The sequence below is a fragment of the Streptomyces nigra genome (assembly GCF_003074055.1).
Taxonomy (GTDB): Bacteria; Actinomycetota; Actinomycetes; order Streptomycetales; family Streptomycetaceae; genus Streptomyces; species Streptomyces nigra.
Map to the genome: position 1 here is coordinate 2,112,571 of NZ_CP029043.1, position 18,502 is coordinate 2,131,072.

The 18,502-nt window shown below is 73.7% G+C and carries 19 protein-coding genes; 11 read left to right on the forward strand and 8 right to left on the reverse strand.

Annotated features, from left to right (window positions below; all coding sequences use genetic code 11):
* The first annotated feature begins 28 nt into the window (after nucleotides 1-28).
* Together yaaA and eda are read left to right on the forward strand one after the other, a co-directional pair.
* Nucleotides 29-811, forward strand: a complete 783-nt coding sequence (gene yaaA / locus DC008_RS09790) for a peroxide stress protein YaaA (protein ID WP_108706630.1) — start codon at nucleotides 29-31, stop codon at nucleotides 809-811.
* 75 nt (nucleotides 812-886) lie between these two features.
* Nucleotides 887-1,519: a bifunctional 4-hydroxy-2-oxoglutarate aldolase/2-dehydro-3-deoxy-phosphogluconate aldolase gene (eda, locus tag DC008_RS09795; protein ID WP_108706631.1), complete on the forward strand. Its 633-nt coding sequence runs from the start codon at nucleotides 887-889 to the stop codon at nucleotides 1,517-1,519.
* On the opposite strand, the gene DC008_RS09800 is transcribed toward eda, so the two are convergent.
* Genes DC008_RS09800 through DC008_RS09810 form a run of 3 tightly spaced genes read right to left on the reverse strand, consistent with a single transcriptional unit; the run spans nucleotide 1,502 to nucleotide 4,327 of the window.
* The gene (locus tag DC008_RS09800) at nucleotides 1,502-2,713 is read right to left on the reverse strand and encodes a bifunctional RNase H/acid phosphatase (protein ID WP_108706632.1); all 1,212 of its coding nucleotides are present in this window, start codon (nucleotides 2,711-2,713) and stop codon (nucleotides 1,502-1,504) included. The genes eda and DC008_RS09800 overlap by 18 nt on opposite strands.
* Before the next feature lie 19 nt (nucleotides 2,714-2,732).
* Nucleotides 2,733-3,476, reverse strand: a complete 744-nt coding sequence (locus DC008_RS09805) for a zinc ribbon domain-containing protein (protein WP_108710627.1) — start codon at nucleotides 3,474-3,476, stop codon at nucleotides 2,733-2,735.
* Entirely contained in the window at nucleotides 3,473-4,327 is an 855-nt protein-coding gene (locus DC008_RS09810) for a Nif3-like dinuclear metal center hexameric protein (protein ID WP_108706633.1), read from the reverse strand. Before DC008_RS09810 ends, DC008_RS09805 begins: the two co-directional genes overlap by 4 nt.
* Before the next feature lie 257 nt (nucleotides 4,328-4,584).
* Between DC008_RS09810 and DC008_RS09815 the strand changes: the two genes are divergently transcribed.
* Both DC008_RS09815 and DC008_RS35400 read left to right on the forward strand, forming a co-directional pair.
* A complete protein-coding gene (locus DC008_RS09815; protein ID WP_108706634.1) occupies nucleotides 4,585-5,736 on the forward strand; it encodes a hypothetical protein in 1,152 nt (383 codons plus the stop codon).
* 96 nt (nucleotides 5,737-5,832) lie between these two features.
* Nucleotides 5,833-6,000 (forward strand): hypothetical protein, encoded by a 168-nt coding sequence (locus DC008_RS35400; protein WP_164492280.1) that lies wholly within the window; start codon nucleotides 5,833-5,835, stop codon nucleotides 5,998-6,000.
* A 70-nt stretch (nucleotides 6,001-6,070) separates the two neighbouring features.
* On the opposite strand, the gene DC008_RS09820 is transcribed toward DC008_RS35400, so the two are convergent.
* Genes DC008_RS09820 through DC008_RS09830 form a run of 3 tightly spaced genes read right to left on the reverse strand, consistent with a single transcriptional unit; the run spans nucleotide 6,071 to nucleotide 9,027 of the window.
* Nucleotides 6,071-7,012 carry a 3-oxoacyl-ACP reductase gene (locus DC008_RS09820; protein WP_108706635.1) on the reverse strand — a complete coding sequence of 314 codons (942 nt, stop codon included), beginning with the start codon at nucleotides 7,010-7,012 and terminating at the stop codon, nucleotides 6,071-6,073.
* A gap of 41 nt (nucleotides 7,013-7,053) precedes the next feature.
* On the reverse strand, nucleotides 7,054-8,130 hold the full coding sequence (locus DC008_RS09825) for a Zn-dependent alcohol dehydrogenase (RefSeq protein ID WP_108706636.1): 1,077 nt from the start codon (nucleotides 8,128-8,130) through the stop codon (nucleotides 7,054-7,056).
* Between the two features lie 39 nt (nucleotides 8,131-8,169).
* Complete coding sequence (locus DC008_RS09830) at nucleotides 8,170-9,027, reverse strand: MaoC/PaaZ C-terminal domain-containing protein (protein ID WP_108706637.1); 858 nt, start codon at nucleotides 9,025-9,027, stop codon at nucleotides 8,170-8,172.
* Nucleotides 9,028-9,358: 331 nt separating this feature from the next.
* On the opposite strand from DC008_RS09830, the gene DC008_RS09835 reads away from it, so the two are divergent.
* Nucleotides 9,359-10,570: a sensor histidine kinase gene (locus tag DC008_RS09835; RefSeq protein ID WP_108706638.1), complete on the forward strand. Its 1,212-nt coding sequence runs from the start codon at nucleotides 9,359-9,361 to the stop codon at nucleotides 10,568-10,570.
* Nucleotides 10,571-10,628: 58 nt separating this feature from the next.
* Nucleotides 10,629-11,261: a response regulator transcription factor gene (locus DC008_RS09840; RefSeq protein ID WP_108710628.1), complete on the forward strand. Its 633-nt coding sequence runs from the start codon at nucleotides 10,629-10,631 to the stop codon at nucleotides 11,259-11,261.
* 49 nt (nucleotides 11,262-11,310) lie between these two features.
* Here the strand turns inward: DC008_RS09840 and DC008_RS09845 are convergent, their stop codons facing one another.
* The gene (locus DC008_RS09845; RefSeq protein ID WP_244221340.1) at nucleotides 11,311-12,258 is read right to left on the reverse strand and encodes a hypothetical protein; all 948 of its coding nucleotides are present in this window, start codon (nucleotides 12,256-12,258) and stop codon (nucleotides 11,311-11,313) included.
* Nucleotides 12,255-12,797 (reverse strand): SigE family RNA polymerase sigma factor, encoded by a 543-nt coding sequence (locus DC008_RS09850; RefSeq protein ID WP_108706639.1) that lies wholly within the window; start codon nucleotides 12,795-12,797, stop codon nucleotides 12,255-12,257. The genes DC008_RS09845 and DC008_RS09850 overlap by 4 nt, the downstream gene beginning before the upstream one ends.
* A 229-nt stretch (nucleotides 12,798-13,026) precedes the next feature.
* Here DC008_RS09850 and DC008_RS09855 point away from each other — a divergent pair, with 229 nt between their 5' ends.
* The 5 genes from DC008_RS09855 to DC008_RS09875 all read left to right on the forward strand — a co-directional run bounded on the left by DC008_RS09855 (nucleotide 13,027) and on the right by DC008_RS09875 (nucleotide 18,502).
* Nucleotides 13,027-14,769, forward strand: a complete 1,743-nt coding sequence (locus DC008_RS09855; protein WP_108706640.1) for an MFS transporter — start codon at nucleotides 13,027-13,029, stop codon at nucleotides 14,767-14,769.
* 100 nt (nucleotides 14,770-14,869) lie between these two features.
* The gene (locus tag DC008_RS09860) at nucleotides 14,870-15,520 is read left to right on the forward strand and encodes a class I SAM-dependent methyltransferase (RefSeq protein ID WP_108706641.1); all 651 of its coding nucleotides are present in this window, start codon (nucleotides 14,870-14,872) and stop codon (nucleotides 15,518-15,520) included.
* 46 nt (nucleotides 15,521-15,566) lie between these two features.
* Nucleotides 15,567-16,490, forward strand: coding sequence for an N-acetylmuramoyl-L-alanine amidase (locus DC008_RS09865; protein WP_108706642.1), 924 nt, complete (start codon nucleotides 15,567-15,569; stop codon nucleotides 16,488-16,490).
* Nucleotides 16,491-16,687: 197 nt separating this feature from the next.
* Nucleotides 16,688-17,398, forward strand: a complete 711-nt coding sequence (locus tag DC008_RS09870; protein WP_108706643.1) for a hypothetical protein — start codon at nucleotides 16,688-16,690, stop codon at nucleotides 17,396-17,398.
* A 93-nt stretch (nucleotides 17,399-17,491) separates the two neighbouring features.
* Complete coding sequence (locus DC008_RS09875) at nucleotides 17,492-18,502, forward strand: LLM class F420-dependent oxidoreductase (RefSeq protein WP_108706644.1); 1,011 nt, start codon at nucleotides 17,492-17,494, stop codon at nucleotides 18,500-18,502.

Below are 18,502 nucleotides of genomic sequence, written 5' to 3' on the forward strand. Positions count from 1 at the left end.
GGGCGGGGTTCGATCGTGAGGAGTCGTTGTGCTTGTCCTGCTGCCGCCGTCCGAAGGCAAGGCGTCGTCCGGTCGCGGTGCGCCGCTGAAGCCGGAGTCGCTGTCCCTGCCGGGGCTCGGCGAGGCCCGTGAGGCCGTGCTGACGGAGCTGGTCGACCTGTGCGCGGGCGACGAGGACAAGGCGCGGGACGTGCTCGGGCTGAGCGAGGGGCTGCGCGGCGAGGTCGCCAAGAACGCCGCCCTGCGGACGGCGGGGGCCCGGCCCGCCGGGGAGATCTACACCGGTGTGCTGTACGACGCGCTCGGCCTCGCCTCCCTGGACGCGTCGGCCAAGCGGCGGGCGGCGCGGTCGCTGCTGGTGTTCTCGGGGCTGTGGGGTGCCGTCCGGGTCACCGACCGCATCCCCTCCTACCGCTGCTCGATGGGGGTGAAGCTGCCCGGGCTCGGCGCGCTCGCGGGGCACTGGCGGGCGCCGATGGCCGAGGTGCTGCCGGAGGCGGCCGGTACCGGGCTCGTACTGGATCTGCGCTCGGCGGCGTACGCGGCGGCGTGGAAGCCGAAGGGCGAGGTGGCCGGTCGGACGGCGACGGTACGGGTGCTGCACGCGCCGAGCCGGAAGGTCGTCAGCCACTTCAACAAGGCCACCAAGGGCCGGATCGTGCGCAGCCTGCTGACGGACGGGGCCGCGCCGAAGGACCCGGCCGAGCTGGTCGAGGCGCTGCGGGACCTCGGGTACGAGGTGGAGGCCCAGGCGCCCGCCGGGGCCGGGAAGCCGTGGGCGCTGGACGTACTGGTGGACGAGGTTCACTAGCGCCCGCGGGCCACTCCATTGCATCCTGCGCAACAGGCTTTGCGCAGGATGCTCGCGCTCGGCAGGATGTGCGCCATGACATCGGTCCTGGATCTCGCGCCCGTCGTCCCCGTGGTCGTGGTGGACGACCCCTCCGACGCCGTCCCGCTGGCCCGGGCGCTGGTCGCGGGCGGGCTGCGCGCCATCGAGGTGACCCTGCGGACGCCGGGCGCGCTCGACGCGATCCGGGCGGTCGCGGACGCCGTGCCGGAGGCCGTCGTCGGGGCCGGCACCGTGCTCACGCCCGCGCAGGTGACGCGGTCGGTGGAGGCGGGGGCGCGGTTCCTGGTCAGCCCCGGCTGGACGGACTCCCTGCTCGACGCCATGCGGGCGTCCGGGGTGCCGTATCTGCCGGGGGTGTCGACGGCGTCCGAGGTGCTGACGCTGTTGGAGCGCGGCGTGCGGGAGCTGAAGTTCTTCCCGGCCGAGGCGGCGGGCGGTACGGCCTACCTCAAGTCGCTGTACGGGCCACTCCCCCAGGTGCGCTTCTGCCCGACGGGCGGCATCGGGCCCGGCTCGGCCCCCGACTATCTCGCGCTGCCCAACGTGGCCTGTGTCGGCGGCAGTTGGATGCTCCCCGCGGACGCGGTGGCGGCGCAGGACTGGCCGCGGGTCGAGGCGCTGGCGCGCGAGGCGGCCGGTCTCGGGCGGTCAGCCGCGCAGGTGTGAGGTGTCGTTGAAGAGCCGCACGCTCGCGTTGCCGTCCGCGTAGTACGCGATCGCGGACAGCGAGGCCGCCGACAGCTCCATACGGAACAGGGACTCCGGCGGCGCGCCCAGGGCCAGGCGCACCAGCGTCTTGATCGGCGTGACGTGCGTGACGAGCAGGACCGTACGGCCCGCGTACGCCGCGATCAGCCTGTCGCGGGCGGCTGCGACCCGTTCCGCCGTCGCCGCGAAGCTCTCACCGCCACCGGTCGGGCGGGCCTCGGGGTCGGCCAGCCAGGCGGTCAGGTCGTCGGGGTGCCGCTCGCGGACCTCGCCGAAGGTGAGGCCCTCCCAGGCGCCGAAGTCGGTCTCGCGCAGGCCCTCCTCGACGGTGACGTCCAGGCCGAGGCGGGCGGCGACGATCCCGGCGGTCTCCCGGGTGCGGGCGAGCGGCGAGGACACGATCGCCCGGACGGTGCCGCGCCGGGCGAGGGCGGCACCCACGCGCTCGGCCTGCTCCCGGCCGGCGGCGGACAGCGCCGGGTCGGTGCCGCCGCTGCCGGAGAACCGCTTATGCGGGGTGAGCGGCGTCTCTCCGTGCCGCAGCAGCACGAAGGTGGCGGGCGCGCCCATGTCGGCGGGGGCCCAGCCGGACGAGGGGGCGGCGGCGGTCGTACCGGCGCCCTCGGGCGCGGTCGTACGGGTGCCCCCAGCCGCCGTGGGAGCGTGACCGCCGGCGGCGCCGGCGGCCTTCGCGTCGGCCGCCTCCAGCTCCGCCGTGGAGTCCGCCGCGCTCCACCGTTCCCCGCGCTTCCCCGCGTCCATCGCCTCGTTGGCGAGCCGGTCCGCGTGCTTGTTCTGCTCGCGCGGGATCCACTCGTACGTCACCTGCGCGGGCGGAAAGACCCGCGCCGCCTCGAACGCCAGCGGCTTCATGTCCGGGTGCTTGATCTTCCAGCGGCCCGACATCTGCTCGATGACGAGCTTGGAGTCCATGCGGACGTGGACCGTGGCCGTCGGGTCCAGCTCGTGCGCGGCGCGCAGCCCGGCGACCAGGCCCCGGTACTCGGCGACGTTGTTGGTGGCGACGCCGATGTACTCGGCCCGCTCGGCCAGCGTCTCCCCCGTCGCCGCGTCGATCACGACCGCGCCGTAGCCCGCGGGCCCCGGGTTGCCCCGCGACCCGCCGTCGGCCTCGACGATGAACTCCCGCACGCCATCGGCTCCCGCAGGTCTAGAGGCCGGACTCGGCCGTACGGACCAGGATGCGGCGGCAGTTCTCGCAGCGCACCACGGTGTCGGGGGCGGCCGAGCGGATCTCGTTCAGCTCGGTGATGGCGAGCTCCTGGCGGCAGCCCTGGCAGGTGCGCTGGTACAGCTTGGCCGCGCCGACGCCGCCCTGCTGCTCGCGCAGCTTCTCGTAGAGCTTCAGCAGGTCGGCCGGGACGGCGGCCGCGACGACCTCGCGCTCCTTGGTCACCGTGGCCACCTCGGTGTCGATCTGCTCGAACGCGGCGTCCCGGCGAGCGATCGCGTCGTCGACCTTGCCCTGCACGGAACCGACGCGCTCGGTCAGCTCGGCGACCCGCTCCTGCGCGGACTCACGGCGCTCCATGACCTCCAGGACGACGTCCTCGAGGTCGCCCTGGCGCTTGGCGAGGGAGACGATCTCCCGCTGGAGGTTCTCCAGGTCCTTCGGGGAGGTGACGGCACCGGAGTCCAGGCGCTGCTGGTCGCGGGCGGCGCGCTGGCGCACCTGGTCCACGTCCTGCTCGGCCTTGGTCTGCTCGCGGGCGCAGTCGCTCTCCTCGGTCTGCGCGGCCACGAGCAGGTCGCGCAGCTGGGTGTGGTCCTTGGTGAGGGACTCGATCTCGGCGTGCTCGGGCAGCGACTTCCGCTTGTGCGCGAGCTGCTGCAGCCGGACGTCGAGGTCCTGGACGTCGAGGAGGCGGATCTGGTCGGCGGGCGCGGCGTTCAGTTGGGGGCTCCCGTGGAATCGGTGGTGGTGGACGCCGCGTGGGCGGTCCAGGGGTCGGTGACCGTCTTGGACACATGGACCCGCAGGTTCCATCCATGACGGTCGGAGATCTCGTCGAGCTGGCTCGCGGCCAGCTCGCACCAGGGCCACTCGGTGGCCCAGTGCGCCGCGTCGAGCAGCGCGAGAGGACTGTGGGCGACGGCCTCGGACACCGGGTGGTGCCGCAGGTCGGCCGTCAGGAAGGCGTCGGCACCGGCGGCGCGCACCTGGTCGAAGAGGCTGTCGCCGGAGCCGCCGCTGACGGCGACCGTGCGGACGACGGCCTCGGGGTCGCCGGCGACGCGGATGCCCTGCGCGGTGGCGGGCAGCCGCTCGGCGGCGCGGGCGGCGAGGGCGCGCACGGTGAGCGGCTGGTCCAGCTCGCACACGCGGCCGAGGCCGCGGCGGCCCTCCGGGTCGGTCGGATCCGGCACGAGGGGCCCCACGACGCGCAGGTCCAGGGCTCCGGCGAGGGCGTCGCTGACGCCCGGGTCGGCGGAGTCGGCGTTGGTGTGCGCGACGTGCAGCGCGATGTCGTTCTTGATGAGGGTGTGCACCACGCGGCCCTTGAAGTGGGAGGCCGCGACCGTCGTCGTCCCGCGCAGATAGAGCGGGTGGTGGGTGACCAGCAGGTCCACGCCCAGCTTCACGGCCTCGTCCACGATCTCCTGGACCGGGTCGACGGCGAAGAGAACCCGGGTGACCTCCTGCTCGGGGTCGCCCACGACGGTGCCGACCGCGTCCCAGGACTCGGCCCGCTCGGTGGGCCACAGGGTCTCCAGCGCGGCGATGACTTCAGACAGACGGGGCACGAAGGACAGGCTACCTGGCCGTTGTCCTGGGCCGTACCGGCTCGGGGCAGCCGGTGGGGCAGGCCCCCGGGCACCCGTGCCCGCCGTTCCCGCCGGTCTCGCGGATCCCTCCCCGTCGCGTCCGGTGCCGTCCAGCACAGCGGTCCCCGTTTCCTCAGGCGAATCGTTCCTGTGCCACCCCTTTGTGTGAAGCGGAACGGGGCCGCACCCCACCTGTGCGGGCGAAAACTAGCGTCGTGACCGGAGGTGACCGGACCATGACGGCCTGTGCGATCGAGTCCACGGCGGAGTCCGACAGCGGCGACGCGCCTCGGACGGAGTGCATCATCACCGCGGACGGCTCCTACGCCGCCCGCCTCGCGCTGAACGGCGACTGCTGGTTCCCGGAGCGCTGGACCCTGGACGGCCCCGAGCCCTACGCCGTGCCACTGCCCAGCCATCAGCCGGAGGAGCCGGGTACGGAGGTGCAGCCGATGGGCGACGGGCGGGTCCTCGTCCGCCGCCCCACCGACGGACGGCATGTCTTCTCCCTGCTGTACCCCACCGGCCCCGGCACCGGCGAGCTGCTGCTGGGCGCCGTCGAGTGCCCGGACGACGGGACCCGGCTGCGGATGCTGCCCCCGGCGCCGGGCGGCGAGCGCGCGTACGCCCTGGCGGTGGGGCGGGACTCCAGCGCGGTGTGGCTGGTGGCGGGCGGCGGCTTCGGGCCGGTGCGGCTCGCGGAGATCCCGGGACGCTGCTCGGGCGGGGTGTGGCTGGACCGGGAGGGGCGGATGCTGGCCCTCGACCGGGAGTCCGGCGGGCGCACGAAGGCCGTCGTGGTCGATCTGGAGCGGGACGGCGAGGTGTCGCCGCTTCTGCAGATCACCGCGGACAGCGACGACCGGGTCCTGCTCGCCGACCCGGACAGCGGGCTGCTGCTGATCCGCTCGGACGCCCCCTCGCCGGGGCGGCCGCGGCTCGGCTGGGGCGTCGTCGGCAGCACCCTGCCGGTGCGCTTCCCGGAGTCGCTGCGGATGCCGGACTGCGAGGTGGCGCCGTTCGCGATCCAGCCGGGGCAGGTGCTGACGCCGGAGAGCTGCGGGGTCGCGCTGCGCGTCGACGGACCGGTCGGCAGCTGGGTCGGGGTGTGGCGGCCCGCCGAGCGGGCGGTGCGTCATCTCGCGGCGCCCGTGGGGTGGTTGACGGGGGCCGGGGTGTGGTCCCGGGAGGGCGAGCTGCGGCTGCCGTACGCCACGGCGGACGTGCCGTGCGGGGTGGCGCGGGTGGAGGCGCCGGCCGCCCCGGCGACGGAGGACCGCAGCGCGCAACCCATGCCCTCACCGGCGGAAACGGACCCTCCGGGTCCCGTTGCGACCCGTCCCGTGCCCTTGCAGCAAGCGCCTTTGGGCGGTCTTGTAACGAAGTAGTGGCGGTCGGCGCGGTTGCCTGGATCCGCCCCGTCAGGGGTTGGTTAGACTCACCCGGCTGTTGGAAAGATCATGTTGACGGGGTGAACCTTACCGATGAGCAACGCCACCACGACCCAGCCGTCGCCCGAGGTCCAGGAGGCCGCCGGAAACGGCCGGCACCGGGGCCCGGTCTCGGCCAGCGACGTCTCGGCGGGCGAGCAGCAGACGGCCCCCCGCGGCCGTCACCGCAAGCCGGCCGAGGCCACGGAGTCGGCGGCCTGACGCCGCGCCGGGCAGAGCGTACGGCCCCGTTCCTCCCGGAGGAGCGGGGCCGTTTCCCTGTCCGTTTCCTTCACCTGCCGCGCCGCAGGCCCAGCACCTCGGACGCGGCGAACGTCTCGCCGGGCGGCCGGTCCGCGAAGTACGCGGTGAGCCGGGCGTCCAGCTCGTCGTGGGTGAACGTCTCCTGCTTGCTGTCGAACACGGCCGCCACCCTGGGCCGTTCGACGACGGCCACCATGCCGCCGTGGACGACGAGCAGTTGCCCGGTGATCCCGGCGGCGGCCGGGGACGCCAGATAGCCGACGAGCGGGGCGACATGCTCGGGCGCGAGCGGGTCGAGCCCCTCCTCGGGCGGGGCGAGCCCCGCGAAGACGTCCTCGGTCATCCGGGTGCGGGCGCGTGGGCAGATGGCGTTGACGGTGACGCCGTACTTGCCGAGCGCGAGCGCGGACGACGTGGTGAGCCCGACGATCCCGCCCTTCGCCGCCGCGTAGTTGGGCTGCCCGGCGGACCCGGCGAGGAACGCCTCCGAGGAGGTGTTCACGATCCGCCCGTACACCGGCGCGCCCGTCGCCTTGGCCCGCTCCCGCCAGTGGGCGGCGGCATGGCGGACCGTGTTGAAGTGGCCCTTGAGATGGACCCGGATCACCGAGTCCCACTCCTCCTCGGCCATGGAGAAGACCATGCGGTCGCGCAGGATGCCCGCGTTGTTGACGAGGATGTCCAGCGAGCCGAACTCGGCGAGGGCCATGGCGACCAGCCCGCCCGCCCGGCCGAAGTCGGCGACGTCCCCGGTGTGGGCGACGGCCCGGCCGCCCGCCGCACGGATCTTGGCGGCGACCTCCTCGGCGGGCCCGGCCGACGCGGCGCCGGTGCCGTCCCGGCCGGGCTGCCCGTAGTCGTTGACGACGACGGCCGCGCCCAGCCGGGCCAGTTCACGTGCCTCGGCGCGGCCCAGGCCGCGGCCCGCGCCCGTGACGATCGCCGTGCGCCCCTCCAGTGGCAGTGCCATCGACGCCCCTTCGCAGCCCGTGGGTTCGGATCTCCCTGAGTTCAGATCTCGATGCAGGTCCGCAGCGCGCTGCCGGTGCGCATCTGTTCCAGCGCCTCGTTGATCCCGGACAGCGGGACCCGGTGGGTGATCAGGCCCGCGAGGTCGATACGGCCCGCCCGCCACAGCGCGATCGCCCGTTCGTACGACCGCAGTACGTCGCCGCCGCCGTACAGGGACGGCAGGATGCGCTTCTCGTCGAAGAACAGCTCGAACATGTTGAGCTGGAGGACGTCGTCCATGGCGCCCGCGCCGACGATCACCAGGGTGCCGCCGCGCCGCGTCGACTCGTACGCCGTGCGGGCCGTGGCCGACCTGCCGACGACCTCGAAGACGTAGTCGAAGCCCTCGCCCGCCGTGACCTGCTGCTTGGCGTCGGCCAGTCCGTCCGGGGCCACGGCCCGGGTGGCCCCGAACCGCAGCGCGGCCTCGCGGCGTGCGGGGACCGGGTCCACGGCGACGATCTCGGCGGCGCCCTTCAGCCGCGCGCCCTGGATCGCGGAGACGCCGACGCCCCCGCAGCCGATGACGGCGACCGACGAACCGGCCTCCAGATCGGCGGTGTTGAGCGCCGCGCCGAGCCCGGTGGTGACCCCGCAGCCGATCAGCGCGGCGATGTCGAAGGGCACGTCGTCGGGGATGGGCACCGCGCAGCCGGCGTCGACGACGACCTCCTCGGCGAAGGTGCCGGTGCCGGCGAAGCCGAAGACGTCACCGCCGGACCGCTTGAAGTTGGGGGTGCCCGCGTTCATGAACCCGGCCAGGCACAGCTCGGTCTGGCCGCGCCGGCACGCCGGGCAGGCGCCGCAGGCGGGCAGCCAGCACAGGACGACCCGGTCGCCGGGCTGCAGGCCGCGCACGCCCTCCCCGACCTCGAGGATCTCCCCGGCGCCCTCGTGCCCGGGGACGAAGGGCGCGGGCTGGGGCAGCACCCCGGACATCGCGGAGAGATCCGAGTGGCACAGCCCGGTGGCCCGGACCCGGACCCTCACCTTGCCGGGGCCGAAGCCCACCGCCTCGACGTCGTCGAGGACGTCGAGCTTGTCCTGGCCGGTCTCGTGCAGGACGGCTGCGCGCATGGTGCGGCTCCCCTCGGGCGGGCGGATGTGGCGTGCGGGTCAGGTGTGTTCGACGATCGTGTCGGTGAGGACGGGGGCGTCGGCGCGGTCGGCGGCGCTCACGGCGACGCGTACGGAACCCTCGCCGGACCAGGCGCGGATGCGGAGGGTCTCGCCCGGATGGACGACACCGGCGAAACGGGTGCGGTAGGAGCGCACGCGGGTCACATCGCCGTCGAGGAGGGTGTCGACGACCGCCTTGAGCGTGATGCCGTAGGTGCACAGCCCGTGCAGGATCGGGCGGTCGAACCCGGCGCGCTCGGCGAACTCGGGGTCGGCGTGCAGCGGGTTCCAGTCGCCGGAGAGGCGGTAGAGCAGCGCCTGGTCCTCGCGGACGGGCCGTTCGAGGGCCAGGTCCGGTTCCCCGGCGGGGGGTTCGAGCCGGACCGACGGGCCCCGGTCGCCGCCGAAGCCGCCCTCGCCGCGGATGAAGATCTCGGCGTCGTTGGTCCACAGCGGCCCGTCGGCGTCCGCGACGTCGGTGCGCAGCACCAGGACGGCCGCCTTCCCCTTGTCGTGCAGGCCGGCGATCCGGTGGGTGGCGGTGGCCGTGCCGTCGGTCGGCAGGGGCCGGTGGACGGTGAGGTGCTGGCCGCCGTGCAGGACACGGGCGAGGTCGACCTCGATGCCGGGCATGGACAGTCCGCCGATGACGCCCGGCGCCCCGGACCCGGCGACGGTCGCGAAGCTGGGCAGCACGTGCAGCCGCGACTCCAGGGTGTAGCGCAGTTCGTCGGGGTCGGTGGCGGGGCCTCCGGCGCCGATGCCGAGGTGGTAGAGCTGGACGTCCTTGGAGTTCCAGGAGATCTCGCCGGTCCGGGGCGGGGCGGCGAGGGCCTTGGCGGCGTCGATGGGCATACGGCTCCTGAAGTGACGGCGGGTGCGGTCCTGCGGCTGAGGTCGTGCGGGTGGGTCGAGACCTCGGTACGGCCGTCCGCACCGTCGGCCGCACCGAGGTCGTCACGGGGCCGTGGAACCCGTTCGTCGCGGACGTTGACGTAGAACGCGTTCCAGTACGGCGACCCCTGTATAGCCGAGGCCACGGCACTTGTGAAGACTCCTGACGATGTGTCAGCCGACAGTCGGCGGGACTTCTGTCCTGCCGGACGCCGGACACACGCCCCTGCCGGACGGCCGCCCGAGTCCGTACCGTCGATGCCACCGGACGTCGGCGACAGGGGACAGGGACATGGCCTGGCTGTTCAAGCACCACAAGGTCGCGTGCGCCGCCGGGGAGGAGCGGGCACCCAACGGCTTCAGCCTGCTGCCGTGGCTCCTCCTGGGCATGGGCTCCCTGTCGAACGTCTTCGGGGGCGACGCCGCGGACCCCTTGCTCGGCGGGCTGGGACTGCTGACGTTCAACTCGCTCTACATCTATGTCACGTTCCGCTCGTTCACACGGCAGACGCGGGAGGCGCCCTCGACCAGGGTGGCCCTGGTGCTCATGACCGGGGTCACCTGCGCCCTCGCCCTGGCCTACGGCGGCACCTGGCTGCTGTTCTTCCCCCTGCTCGGTCTTGCCACCGGCGCGGCCGTGCGCTTCCCGCACCTGCGCCTGGCCGGGGCGGCCCTGGGTGTGCTGGCCGGCGCGGTGGCCGTCTCCCGCGACGGCTGGGACGGGCTCGGCATCGCCTACGCCACCTGGATCTCCACCATGGTGACGGCGGCGATCCTCTCCCTCTCCGACGCCGTACGGCAGTTGCGCGCGGCCCGCGAGGAACTGGCGCACCGGGCCGTCGAACAGGAGCGGCTGCGCTTCTCCCGCGATCTGCACGACCTCCTCGGGCACACGCTGTCGGTGATCGTGGTGAAGGCGGAGGCGGCCCGGCGGCTGACCACCCGGGACGTGGACGCCGCCCAGGCGCAGCTCGTCGACATCGAGTCCGTCGGCCGTCAGGCGCTCACGGAGATCCGCGAGGCCGTGACCGGGTACCGGCAGGGCAGCCTGAGCCGGGAGATCGACGGCGCGGCCTCCGCGCTGCGGGCGGCGGGCGTGGAACCGGTCGTACGCCGCTCCGGGCCGCCGCTCGCCCCGCAGACGGAGGCCCTGCTGGGGTGGGTGGTCCGGGAGGCGGCCACGAACGTCGTCCGGCACAGCGGGGCGAGCCGTTGCGAGATCGCGGTGAGCGGTGACGGTGAGCGGGCGCGGGTGACGGTGACGGACGACGGCGGCGGCGGCCTGTCCTCGTCCAGCGGCGGCGGCGACCGGCTCCGGACCAGCGGCGGCACCGGACTGCGAGGGCTCGCCGAGCGTCTGGCCGCCGCCGGGGGCACGCTCACCGCCGGACCGGAGCGCGGCGGCTTCGTGGTGACGGCGGAACTTCCGGCGGAGGCGGCGGACGCCATGGAGGAGCCGGGCACGGACGGCGTCCCCCTCGCCGCCGGACGCCCGGCGTACTGAACCCGTCACACCCGGTGCCGCCCCCTCCCCACCGCCCTACGCTGACCCCGTGAACGAGATGCCGCCGGACCGTCGGCCCGGGAAACACATCCGGGTGCTGCTCGCCGAGGACCAGGGCATGATGCGCGGGGCGCTCGCCCTACTGCTCGGGATGGAGCCGGACATCGAGGTGGTGGCGCAGGTGGCGGCCGGTGACGCGATCGTGGACGCCGCCCAGACGCACCGCCCCGACGTGGCTCTCCTCGACATCGAGCTGCCGGGCCTGAGCGGCCTGGACGCCGCCGCCGAACTGCGCGAGCAGGTGCCGGACTGCCGGGTGCTGATCCTGACGACGTTCGCCCGCCCCGGCTATCTGCGGCGGGCCATGGAGGCCGGTGCCGCCGGCTTCCTGGTGAAGGACGGTCCCGTCGAGGAACTGGCGGTCGCCGTCCGCCGGGTGCTGACCGGTGAGACGGTGATCGATCCGGCCCTCGCAGCGGCCGCCCTCAGCGCGGGCCCCAACCCGCTCACCGCACGGGAGCGCGACGTGCTGAACGCCTCCTCGGACGGCGCGACGGTCGCCGACGTGTCGGCCCGGCTGCACCTGTCGGAGTCGACGGTCCGCAACTATCTGTCCTCCGCCATCGGCAAGACGGGCACCCGCAACCGCACGGAGGCACTGCGGGAGGCACGGCAGCAGGGGTGGCTGTGACCCACGGCGCCGTACCCCCGCTCCCGTCCGCCCTGCTTGGTGACCGCCCCTACTTGGTGACCGCCACGGACTTGAACGCCGTGCCCTCGGGAGCCACGCACGCGAACCAGGCCACCGGTGAGCCGTCCACCACCCGGATCAACGGGTTCTCGCTGCCCATGTCGACCGACTTCGTGGGGGTGGCCCCGCCGGCCGCCTCGAAGAACGACGGCACCTCGGTCGTCGTCCCGTCCTTCCAGGTGCAGGTGACCTTCCGGGCGTCCAGGGCGACCCTGCCGACGACCAGCCGTTGCGCGCCCTCGGCGTCCTTCGCTCCAGGCATCAGCGGCATCGCCACCGCCTCGATGTCCTCGCCGGACGAGGCGGGCCCGTCCGTGAACGCACCCTCGCTGACGACGCGGGCCGTGCCCGCCTTTCCGTTCTCGCGCAGCACGAAGTAGGTGCTGCGGCCGACGAGGTCGGCGGCGTCGGCCACGTTCGCCGGCCGCTGCCCGAAGGAGCGCATCGCGGCGAGCTGGGTGTCGGCCTGGCGCTCGGTGCGCGGGGCGTCCCAGAGGTCGACGAGGACCCGCCACCGCTTCCCGTGGTCGGTGCCGCTCGCGAGCACCGACCGCGAGGGCGTGCGCACGTCCGGGCCGGGGGGTGTGGGCGGCGGCGCGGGGTTCGTGGCCACCGAGGTGTCCCCGGAGCCGCCCCCGGCGGGCAGCCCCGTCACCGCGAGGGTGCCGGCCGAGGCGACCAGGGCCAGGGCGGTCGCCGAGGCCGCGGCCCAGCGGCGGCCCCTGCGGCGCCGTCCGCCGCGCACGACCTCGTCGTAGGGGGCCGTGCCGATCTCGACGCCGTCCGCGGCATCGGCCAGCAGCAGGGCGATGTCCGAGGCCGGGCGGCCGGAGTCCCCCGGGTCGTGCACGGTCAGGCCGTCGATCGACATGTAGTGGTTCGTCTCCCGCCTCGTCGCCTGCCCGGCCTCGCGCTTGCTCTCCCGCTTCGCGCTCATCGGCTCCGCCCTCCCTGCGTGACCATCTCCGCCAGTCCCGGCAGGGCGCGGAGTTTCGCGATGCCCTTGGCCGCGTTGCTCTTCACGGCGCCGACGGAGCAGCCCATCGCCTCGGCCGTCTGCGTCTCGGTCAGGTCCTCCCAGTAGCGCAGGACGACGGCCTCCCGCTGCCGGGGCGGCAGCTGCGCCAGCGCCGCCAGCAGGGCGCCACGGTCGTCGGCCTGGGCGATACGGTCGCCGGTGTCCGGCACCTCGCGGGCCAGGCCCGTGTCGTTCTTCGGCGCGAGGAACTCCCTGAGCCGCCGTCGGTGTCTTCGCGCGTGGGCGTTGATCATCACGCGCCGTACATACGCTTCCGGGTCGTCGGCCGCCCCCACCCGGCGCCAGGCGACATACGCCTGTTCCAGCGTCGTCTGTGTCAGGTCCTCCGCGGCGTGCTGCTCGCCGGTGAGGAGAAAAGCCGTCCGCAGCAGGCGTGGCCAGCGACTGGTGACGAAGCTCTGGAACTCCGCGTCCCGGACCGCCTTGCGATCCCCCATGGGCACCTCCTTGATGCCCAAAGGAGTCCATGAGCCCCCCGGACCGTTGCCTCCCGCCCGGCACGGATTTTCGCAGCCCTTCCGTAAGGGCTCGCAGCCCGTGCCCGCGCGGCGTCCGCAGCCCCTCCTCCCCAAGATCCGCGCCCCCTTCCCCAAGAGAAGGTCAAGATTTCGTTAGTGTGCCAAAGCATCGGAATAGTTGCCCTGGCAGACGGAGTTCGGTCTACACATGACACACACGACCATCGAGCGGCGCGCCGGCAGAACCACTTCCGGGGCCGTGGTCCCCGTCCTGGCCTTCGCGGGCATCGTGGTCGCGGTGATGCAGACCCTGCTCGTCCCGGTGATCAAGGACCTGCCGCAGCTGCTGGACACCACGCCCAGCAACGCCACCTGGGTGCTGACCTCGACCCTGCTCTCGGGAGCCGTGGCCACCCCGATCATGGGCCGCCTCGGCGACCTCTTCGGCAAGCGGCGGATGCTGATAGCCAGCCTCACCGTGATGGTGGCCGGTGCCCTGCTCAGCGCCGTGACGAGCGCCCTGCTGCCGATGATCGTCGGCCGTACCCTCCAGGGCTTCGCGATGGGCGCCATCCCGCTCGGCATCGGCCTGATGCGGGACATGCTGCCCCGCGAGCGGCTCGGCTCGGCGATGGCCCTGATGAGCTCCTCGATCGGTGTCGGCGGCGGTCTGGCGCTGCCGGCCGCGGCCCTGGTCGCGCAGCACGCGAACTGGCACGCCCTCTTCTACGGCGCCGCCGCCCTCGGCGTCCTCTCCATCGCCCTGACCCTGCTGGTCGTCCCCGAGTCCGAGGTCCGCGCGGAGGGCACCTTCGACCTCCCCGGCGCGCTCGGCCTGTCCGCGGGTCTGGTCCTCTTCCTGCTGCCGATCACCAAGGGCAGCGACTGGGGCTGGAGCTCCGGCATGACCCTCGGGCTGTTCGGCGCGGCCGCCGCCGTCCTGCTGCTGTGGGGCGTGTACGAGCTGCGCACCAAGGCGCCGCTGGTCGACCTGCGCACCACCGCCCGTCCGGCCGTCCTCTTCACCAACCTCGCGTCGATCATGGTCGGCGTCAGCTTCTACGTCGTCTCGCTGGTCCTCCCCCAGCTGCTCCAGCTGCCGGAGTCGACCGGCTACGGCCTCGGCCAGTCGATGGTCGTCGCGGGCCTCCTCGTCGCCCCGCTCGGCCTGACGATGATGGTGACGGCCCCCGTCTACGCCCGGCTGTCGGCCCGGTACGGCCCCAAGACCACGCTCATCCTCGGCATGCTGATCATCGCGATCGGCTACGGCGCCGGTCTCGGCCTGATGAGCGCCGCGTGGCAGAGCCTGGTGATCTCGGTGGTCCTCGGCGCCGGCATCGGCCTGGCGTACTCGTCCCTGCCGGCCCTGATCGTCGGGGCGGTGCCGGTCTCGGAGACGGGCGCGGCGAACGGCCTGAACACCCTGATGCGGTCCATCGGCACCTCCGTGTCCAGCGCGGTCATCGGCATGGTGCTGGCGAACACCGCGAACGACGTCGGCGGGGTGGCGGTCCCGACGATGCACGGCTTCCGGCTGTCCTTCCTGATCGCGACCGGCGCCGTCGTCCTCGGCCTCGCGTTCGCCCTGCTCCTGCCCCGGCAGCGGCCGTCCGGCCACCCGCAGCTGCGCGCCAGCAGCGAGGAGGACGCCAATCTGCAGCGCGCCGAGGAGGCCCTGCACGGCTTCCGCGGCCGCGTCCTGGACGCCGCCGGCACCCCGGTCGCCCGCGCCAAGGTCACGCTGATCGACCGCCGCGGCCGGCAGGCCGGCGCCACCCTCTCCGACGACGACGGCAGCTACGCCCTTGCGGTCCCCACGCGCGGCGCGTACGTCCTGGCCGCCCGCGCCGACGGGCACGCCCCCCTCGCCTCGGCGGCCACGCATCCCGGCGAGGACGGCGCGGTGGACGTCGACCTCGCCCTGCCGGGCGAGACGGTCACCGCCTGACGCCCGCCTCCCCGGCCCGCCCGCACCCCCCGTCGCCCAGGTGACGGGGGGTGTGGTGCACCATGGGCGCCCATACGGTCGTACGACGGAGAGGACCCCCATGGCCCCCGCCCCCAAGCCCGACATCCTGGCCGCCTTCGAGGCCGCGAAGGGCTTCATGCCCACGGGTGAGGGCCTGGCGCTGTACGCGGCGGCCGTCGAGGCCGGACGGCTCGGGCTCCCCCTGCTGGAGGTCGGCACCTACTGCGGGCGCTCCACGATCCTGCTCGCCGACGCGGCCCGCGCGGCCGGGGTGACGGCCCTCACGGTCGACCACCACCGCGGCAGCGAGGAGCAGCAGCCCGGCTGGGAGTACCACGACCCGGCGACCGTCGACCCCGAGCTGGGTCTGATGGACACCCTGCCGACGTTCCGCCGCACCCTGCACCGGGCGGGCCTGGAGGAGCACGTGGTCGCGCTGGTGGGCCGTTCCCCGCAGGTCGCGAAGGTGTGGGGCACGCCCCTCGGTCTTGTCTTCGTCGACGGAGGTCACACCGACGAGCACGCCAACGCCGACTACGAGGGCTGGGCCCCGCATGTCGCCGAGGGCGGTCTGCTCGTGATCCACGACGTGTTCCCCGAGCCGGCCGACGAGTTCACCGGCCAGGCCCCGTACCGCGTCTACCTGCGGGCTCTGGCCTCCGGCGCCTTCACGGAGGTGTCGGCGACGGACTCCCTGCGGGTGCTGCGGCGGACGGGTGACGGCATCTGAGGTCCCTCGACGGCGCGGCTCGTACCCGGCCCGTAAGGTGGCAGGCGTGTCATATCTCGGACCGGACTTCGACCCTCCGCAGCCGCGCCGCGGCCGTCGCCGCGCCCTGACCGTGGCCGCCACCGCCCTCGTACCCGGGGCGCTGCTCGGCTGGCTGGTGTACGCGACGGTGGGCGACGGCGGAGGCGGCTCCGGGAACACGGCGGTCCGTACGCCGCCGGCGACCACACCGCCGACGGCGTCCTCCACCCAGGACGACGAGAAGCCGAGCCCGGCACCCTCCCCCTCCGGCGCGGAGCCGCTCGCGGGCAAGGTCGTCGTCATCGACCCGGGCCACAACCCCGGCAACTTCCGGCACACGTCCGAGATCAACCGTCAGGTGGACATCGGCACGAACCGCAAGGAGTGCGACACGACGGGGACGTCCACCAACGCCGGTTACGCGGAGGCGGAGTTCACGCTCGATGTGGCCCGGCGGATGCGCGCGCTGCTGGAGAAGCAGGGCGCCACGGTGAAGTTCACCCAGGACGGCGACCGCCCGTGGGGCCCGTGCGTGGACGAGCGGGCCGAGATCGGCAACAAGGCGAAGGCCGACGCCGTCGTCTCGATCCACGCCGACGGCGCGGGCGCCGGACAGCGCGGCTTCCATGTCATCCTCCCCGGCAAGGTGGCGAAGGGCGCCGCCGACACCGGCCCGATCGTGGCCCCGTCGCGCGCCCTCGGCGAGCGCGTCGCGGGCGCCTTCGTCCGCGTGACCGGAAGCGCACCCTCCGACTATGTGGGCGGCGGAACCGGTCTCGTCACACGTCAGGACCTGGGCGGTCTCAATCTGTCAACGGTTCCCAAGGTTTTCATCGAGTGCGGCAACATGCGCGATAGCAAGGACGCGGCACTGCTCACCAGCGGCGCCTGGCGCCAGAAGGCGGCGCAGGGAATCTCTGAGGGAATCGTGAGTTTCCTGCGAGGGTAGTGGTCCGGGAGTTGATCCCGGCGGACAGCTTCGTCGGACGGACGATAAGGTCGTCCTTACGATGAGGGGCCACCCCCGCGCTTCACACCGGGGCCAGACGGCGACATGGTGACAGCGACGCCTCCAGCGATGCCGATGTTGAGACGACTGACGAAGGATCTGAAGTGAATATCCGCTCCCTCACTCGAGGCGACGGCGTGGTGATCGGAGCAGCGGTATTGCTGTTCATCGCGTCGTTCCTGGACCTCTACTCCGTCTCCGGGTTCGACGTGGACCAGAACGCGTGGGACTCCCTCGGGCTCGGCCTCGGCGTGTACATGGGCGGAGTCATCGGCGCCGCGCTGATCGTCGTGAACCGCCTTCTCCCCCAGCCGCGCAAGGTCGCCGGTCTCGATCTCGGCACCGTCGGCACGGGCTTCGCCATCCTGACGGCGTGGGCCATGTTCTGGTCGCTGGTGGACGTGCCGGACCGCGCCAGCGCGGCGGCCGGCCTCATCCTCGGCTTCCTCGCCGCCCTCATCCTCGCAGGTGCCGCCATCGCGACGCCGCTCGTGCCGGCGCTGCAGGCCGGGCTCGTGCCCGCGCCTCGGCCGGCCGCGCCGCAGCCGTACGGCGGTCAGCCGCAGGCCGGTTACGGCTACCCGGGTGCGCCGGCGCAGCAGCAGCCGCCGTTCGGTGGCGGTCAGCCGCAGGCGCCCGCGCCCGCCGGTGACTTCTCCCCGTTCTGGTTCGCCGTGCCGGTGGCGCGTCCCCTCTTCGCGGAGGACGGCTCGCCCAATGCGATCGCCGAACTGGCGCCGGGCACCTGGTACCTGGCCGTCGAGCAGCGCGGCGCGGCCCTGGTCGCGCAGACGCAGGACGGCCGTCGTGGTGTCCTCCAGGACACGAGCGGCATCCAGCGCGGCTGAGTCAGCACGTCGTACGACGGCCCCTCGCCCTTCCGGGTGGGGGGCCGTTGCCGTACCCTCGCCTCTTGACTGACGCACCGTCAGGAGGCTGGCATGCGGCTCGGGCTCGCTCTCGGTTACTGGGGCCGCGGCCCCTCCGCCGACCATGTACCGCTCGCCGAGGAGGCCGAGCGGCTCGGCTACGCCACGGTGTGGACGGCGGAGTCCTGGGGCTCCGACGCCTTCACACCGCTGACCTGGATCGCCGCGCGCACCTCGCGGATCGGGCTGGGGACGGCGGTGGCGCAGATGGCGGCCCGCTCCCCGACGGCGACCGCCATGCACGCCCTGACCCTGGACCATCTCTCGGGCGGGCGGGTGCTGCTGGGGCTCGGGCTGTCGGGGCCGCAGGTGGTGGAGGGATGGTACGGGCGGCCGTTCCCCGCCTCGCCGCTCACCGCGACCCGCGAGTACGTCGACGTCGTACGGCAGGTGCTGCGGCGCGAGGCGCCGGTCGAGCTGGACGGGCGGTTCCACACGCACCCCTACCGGGGGCCGGACGCCACCGGTCTGGGCAGGGCGCTGAAGTCCATCACCCATCCGCTCCGCCGCGAACTGCCCGTCCTGCTGGGCGCCGAGGGGCCGAGGAACGTGGCGCAGACCGTGCGGATCGCGGACGGCTGGCTGCCGTTGTACTGGGCGCCGGGCCGGCCCGAGGTGTACGGCGACGCGGTGCGCGATCTGCCGTCCGGGTTCCGGGTCGCGCCGCTGGCCCGGGTCCACGTCTGTGACGACGTGTCCGAGGGCCTGCTCCCGGTGAAGGCCATGCTCGGCTTCTACATCGGCGGCATGGGCCACGCGGCCCACAACTTCCACGCCGACCTGATGGCGCGCATGGGGTACGAGGAGGAGGCCCGGCGTGTCCAGCGGCTGTTCCTGGCGGGGCGCAGGGCGGAGGCCGTACAGGCGGTGCCGGACGCGTTCGCCGACGAGATCTCCCTGGTCGGGCCGCGTGAACGCATCGCCGAGCGGCTGGAGTTGTGGCGCAAGGGCCCGGTGACGGACCTGCTGGCGCTGGCCCCGGACCGGCGGACCCTGCGCGTGCTGGCCGAACTCAACTCATAG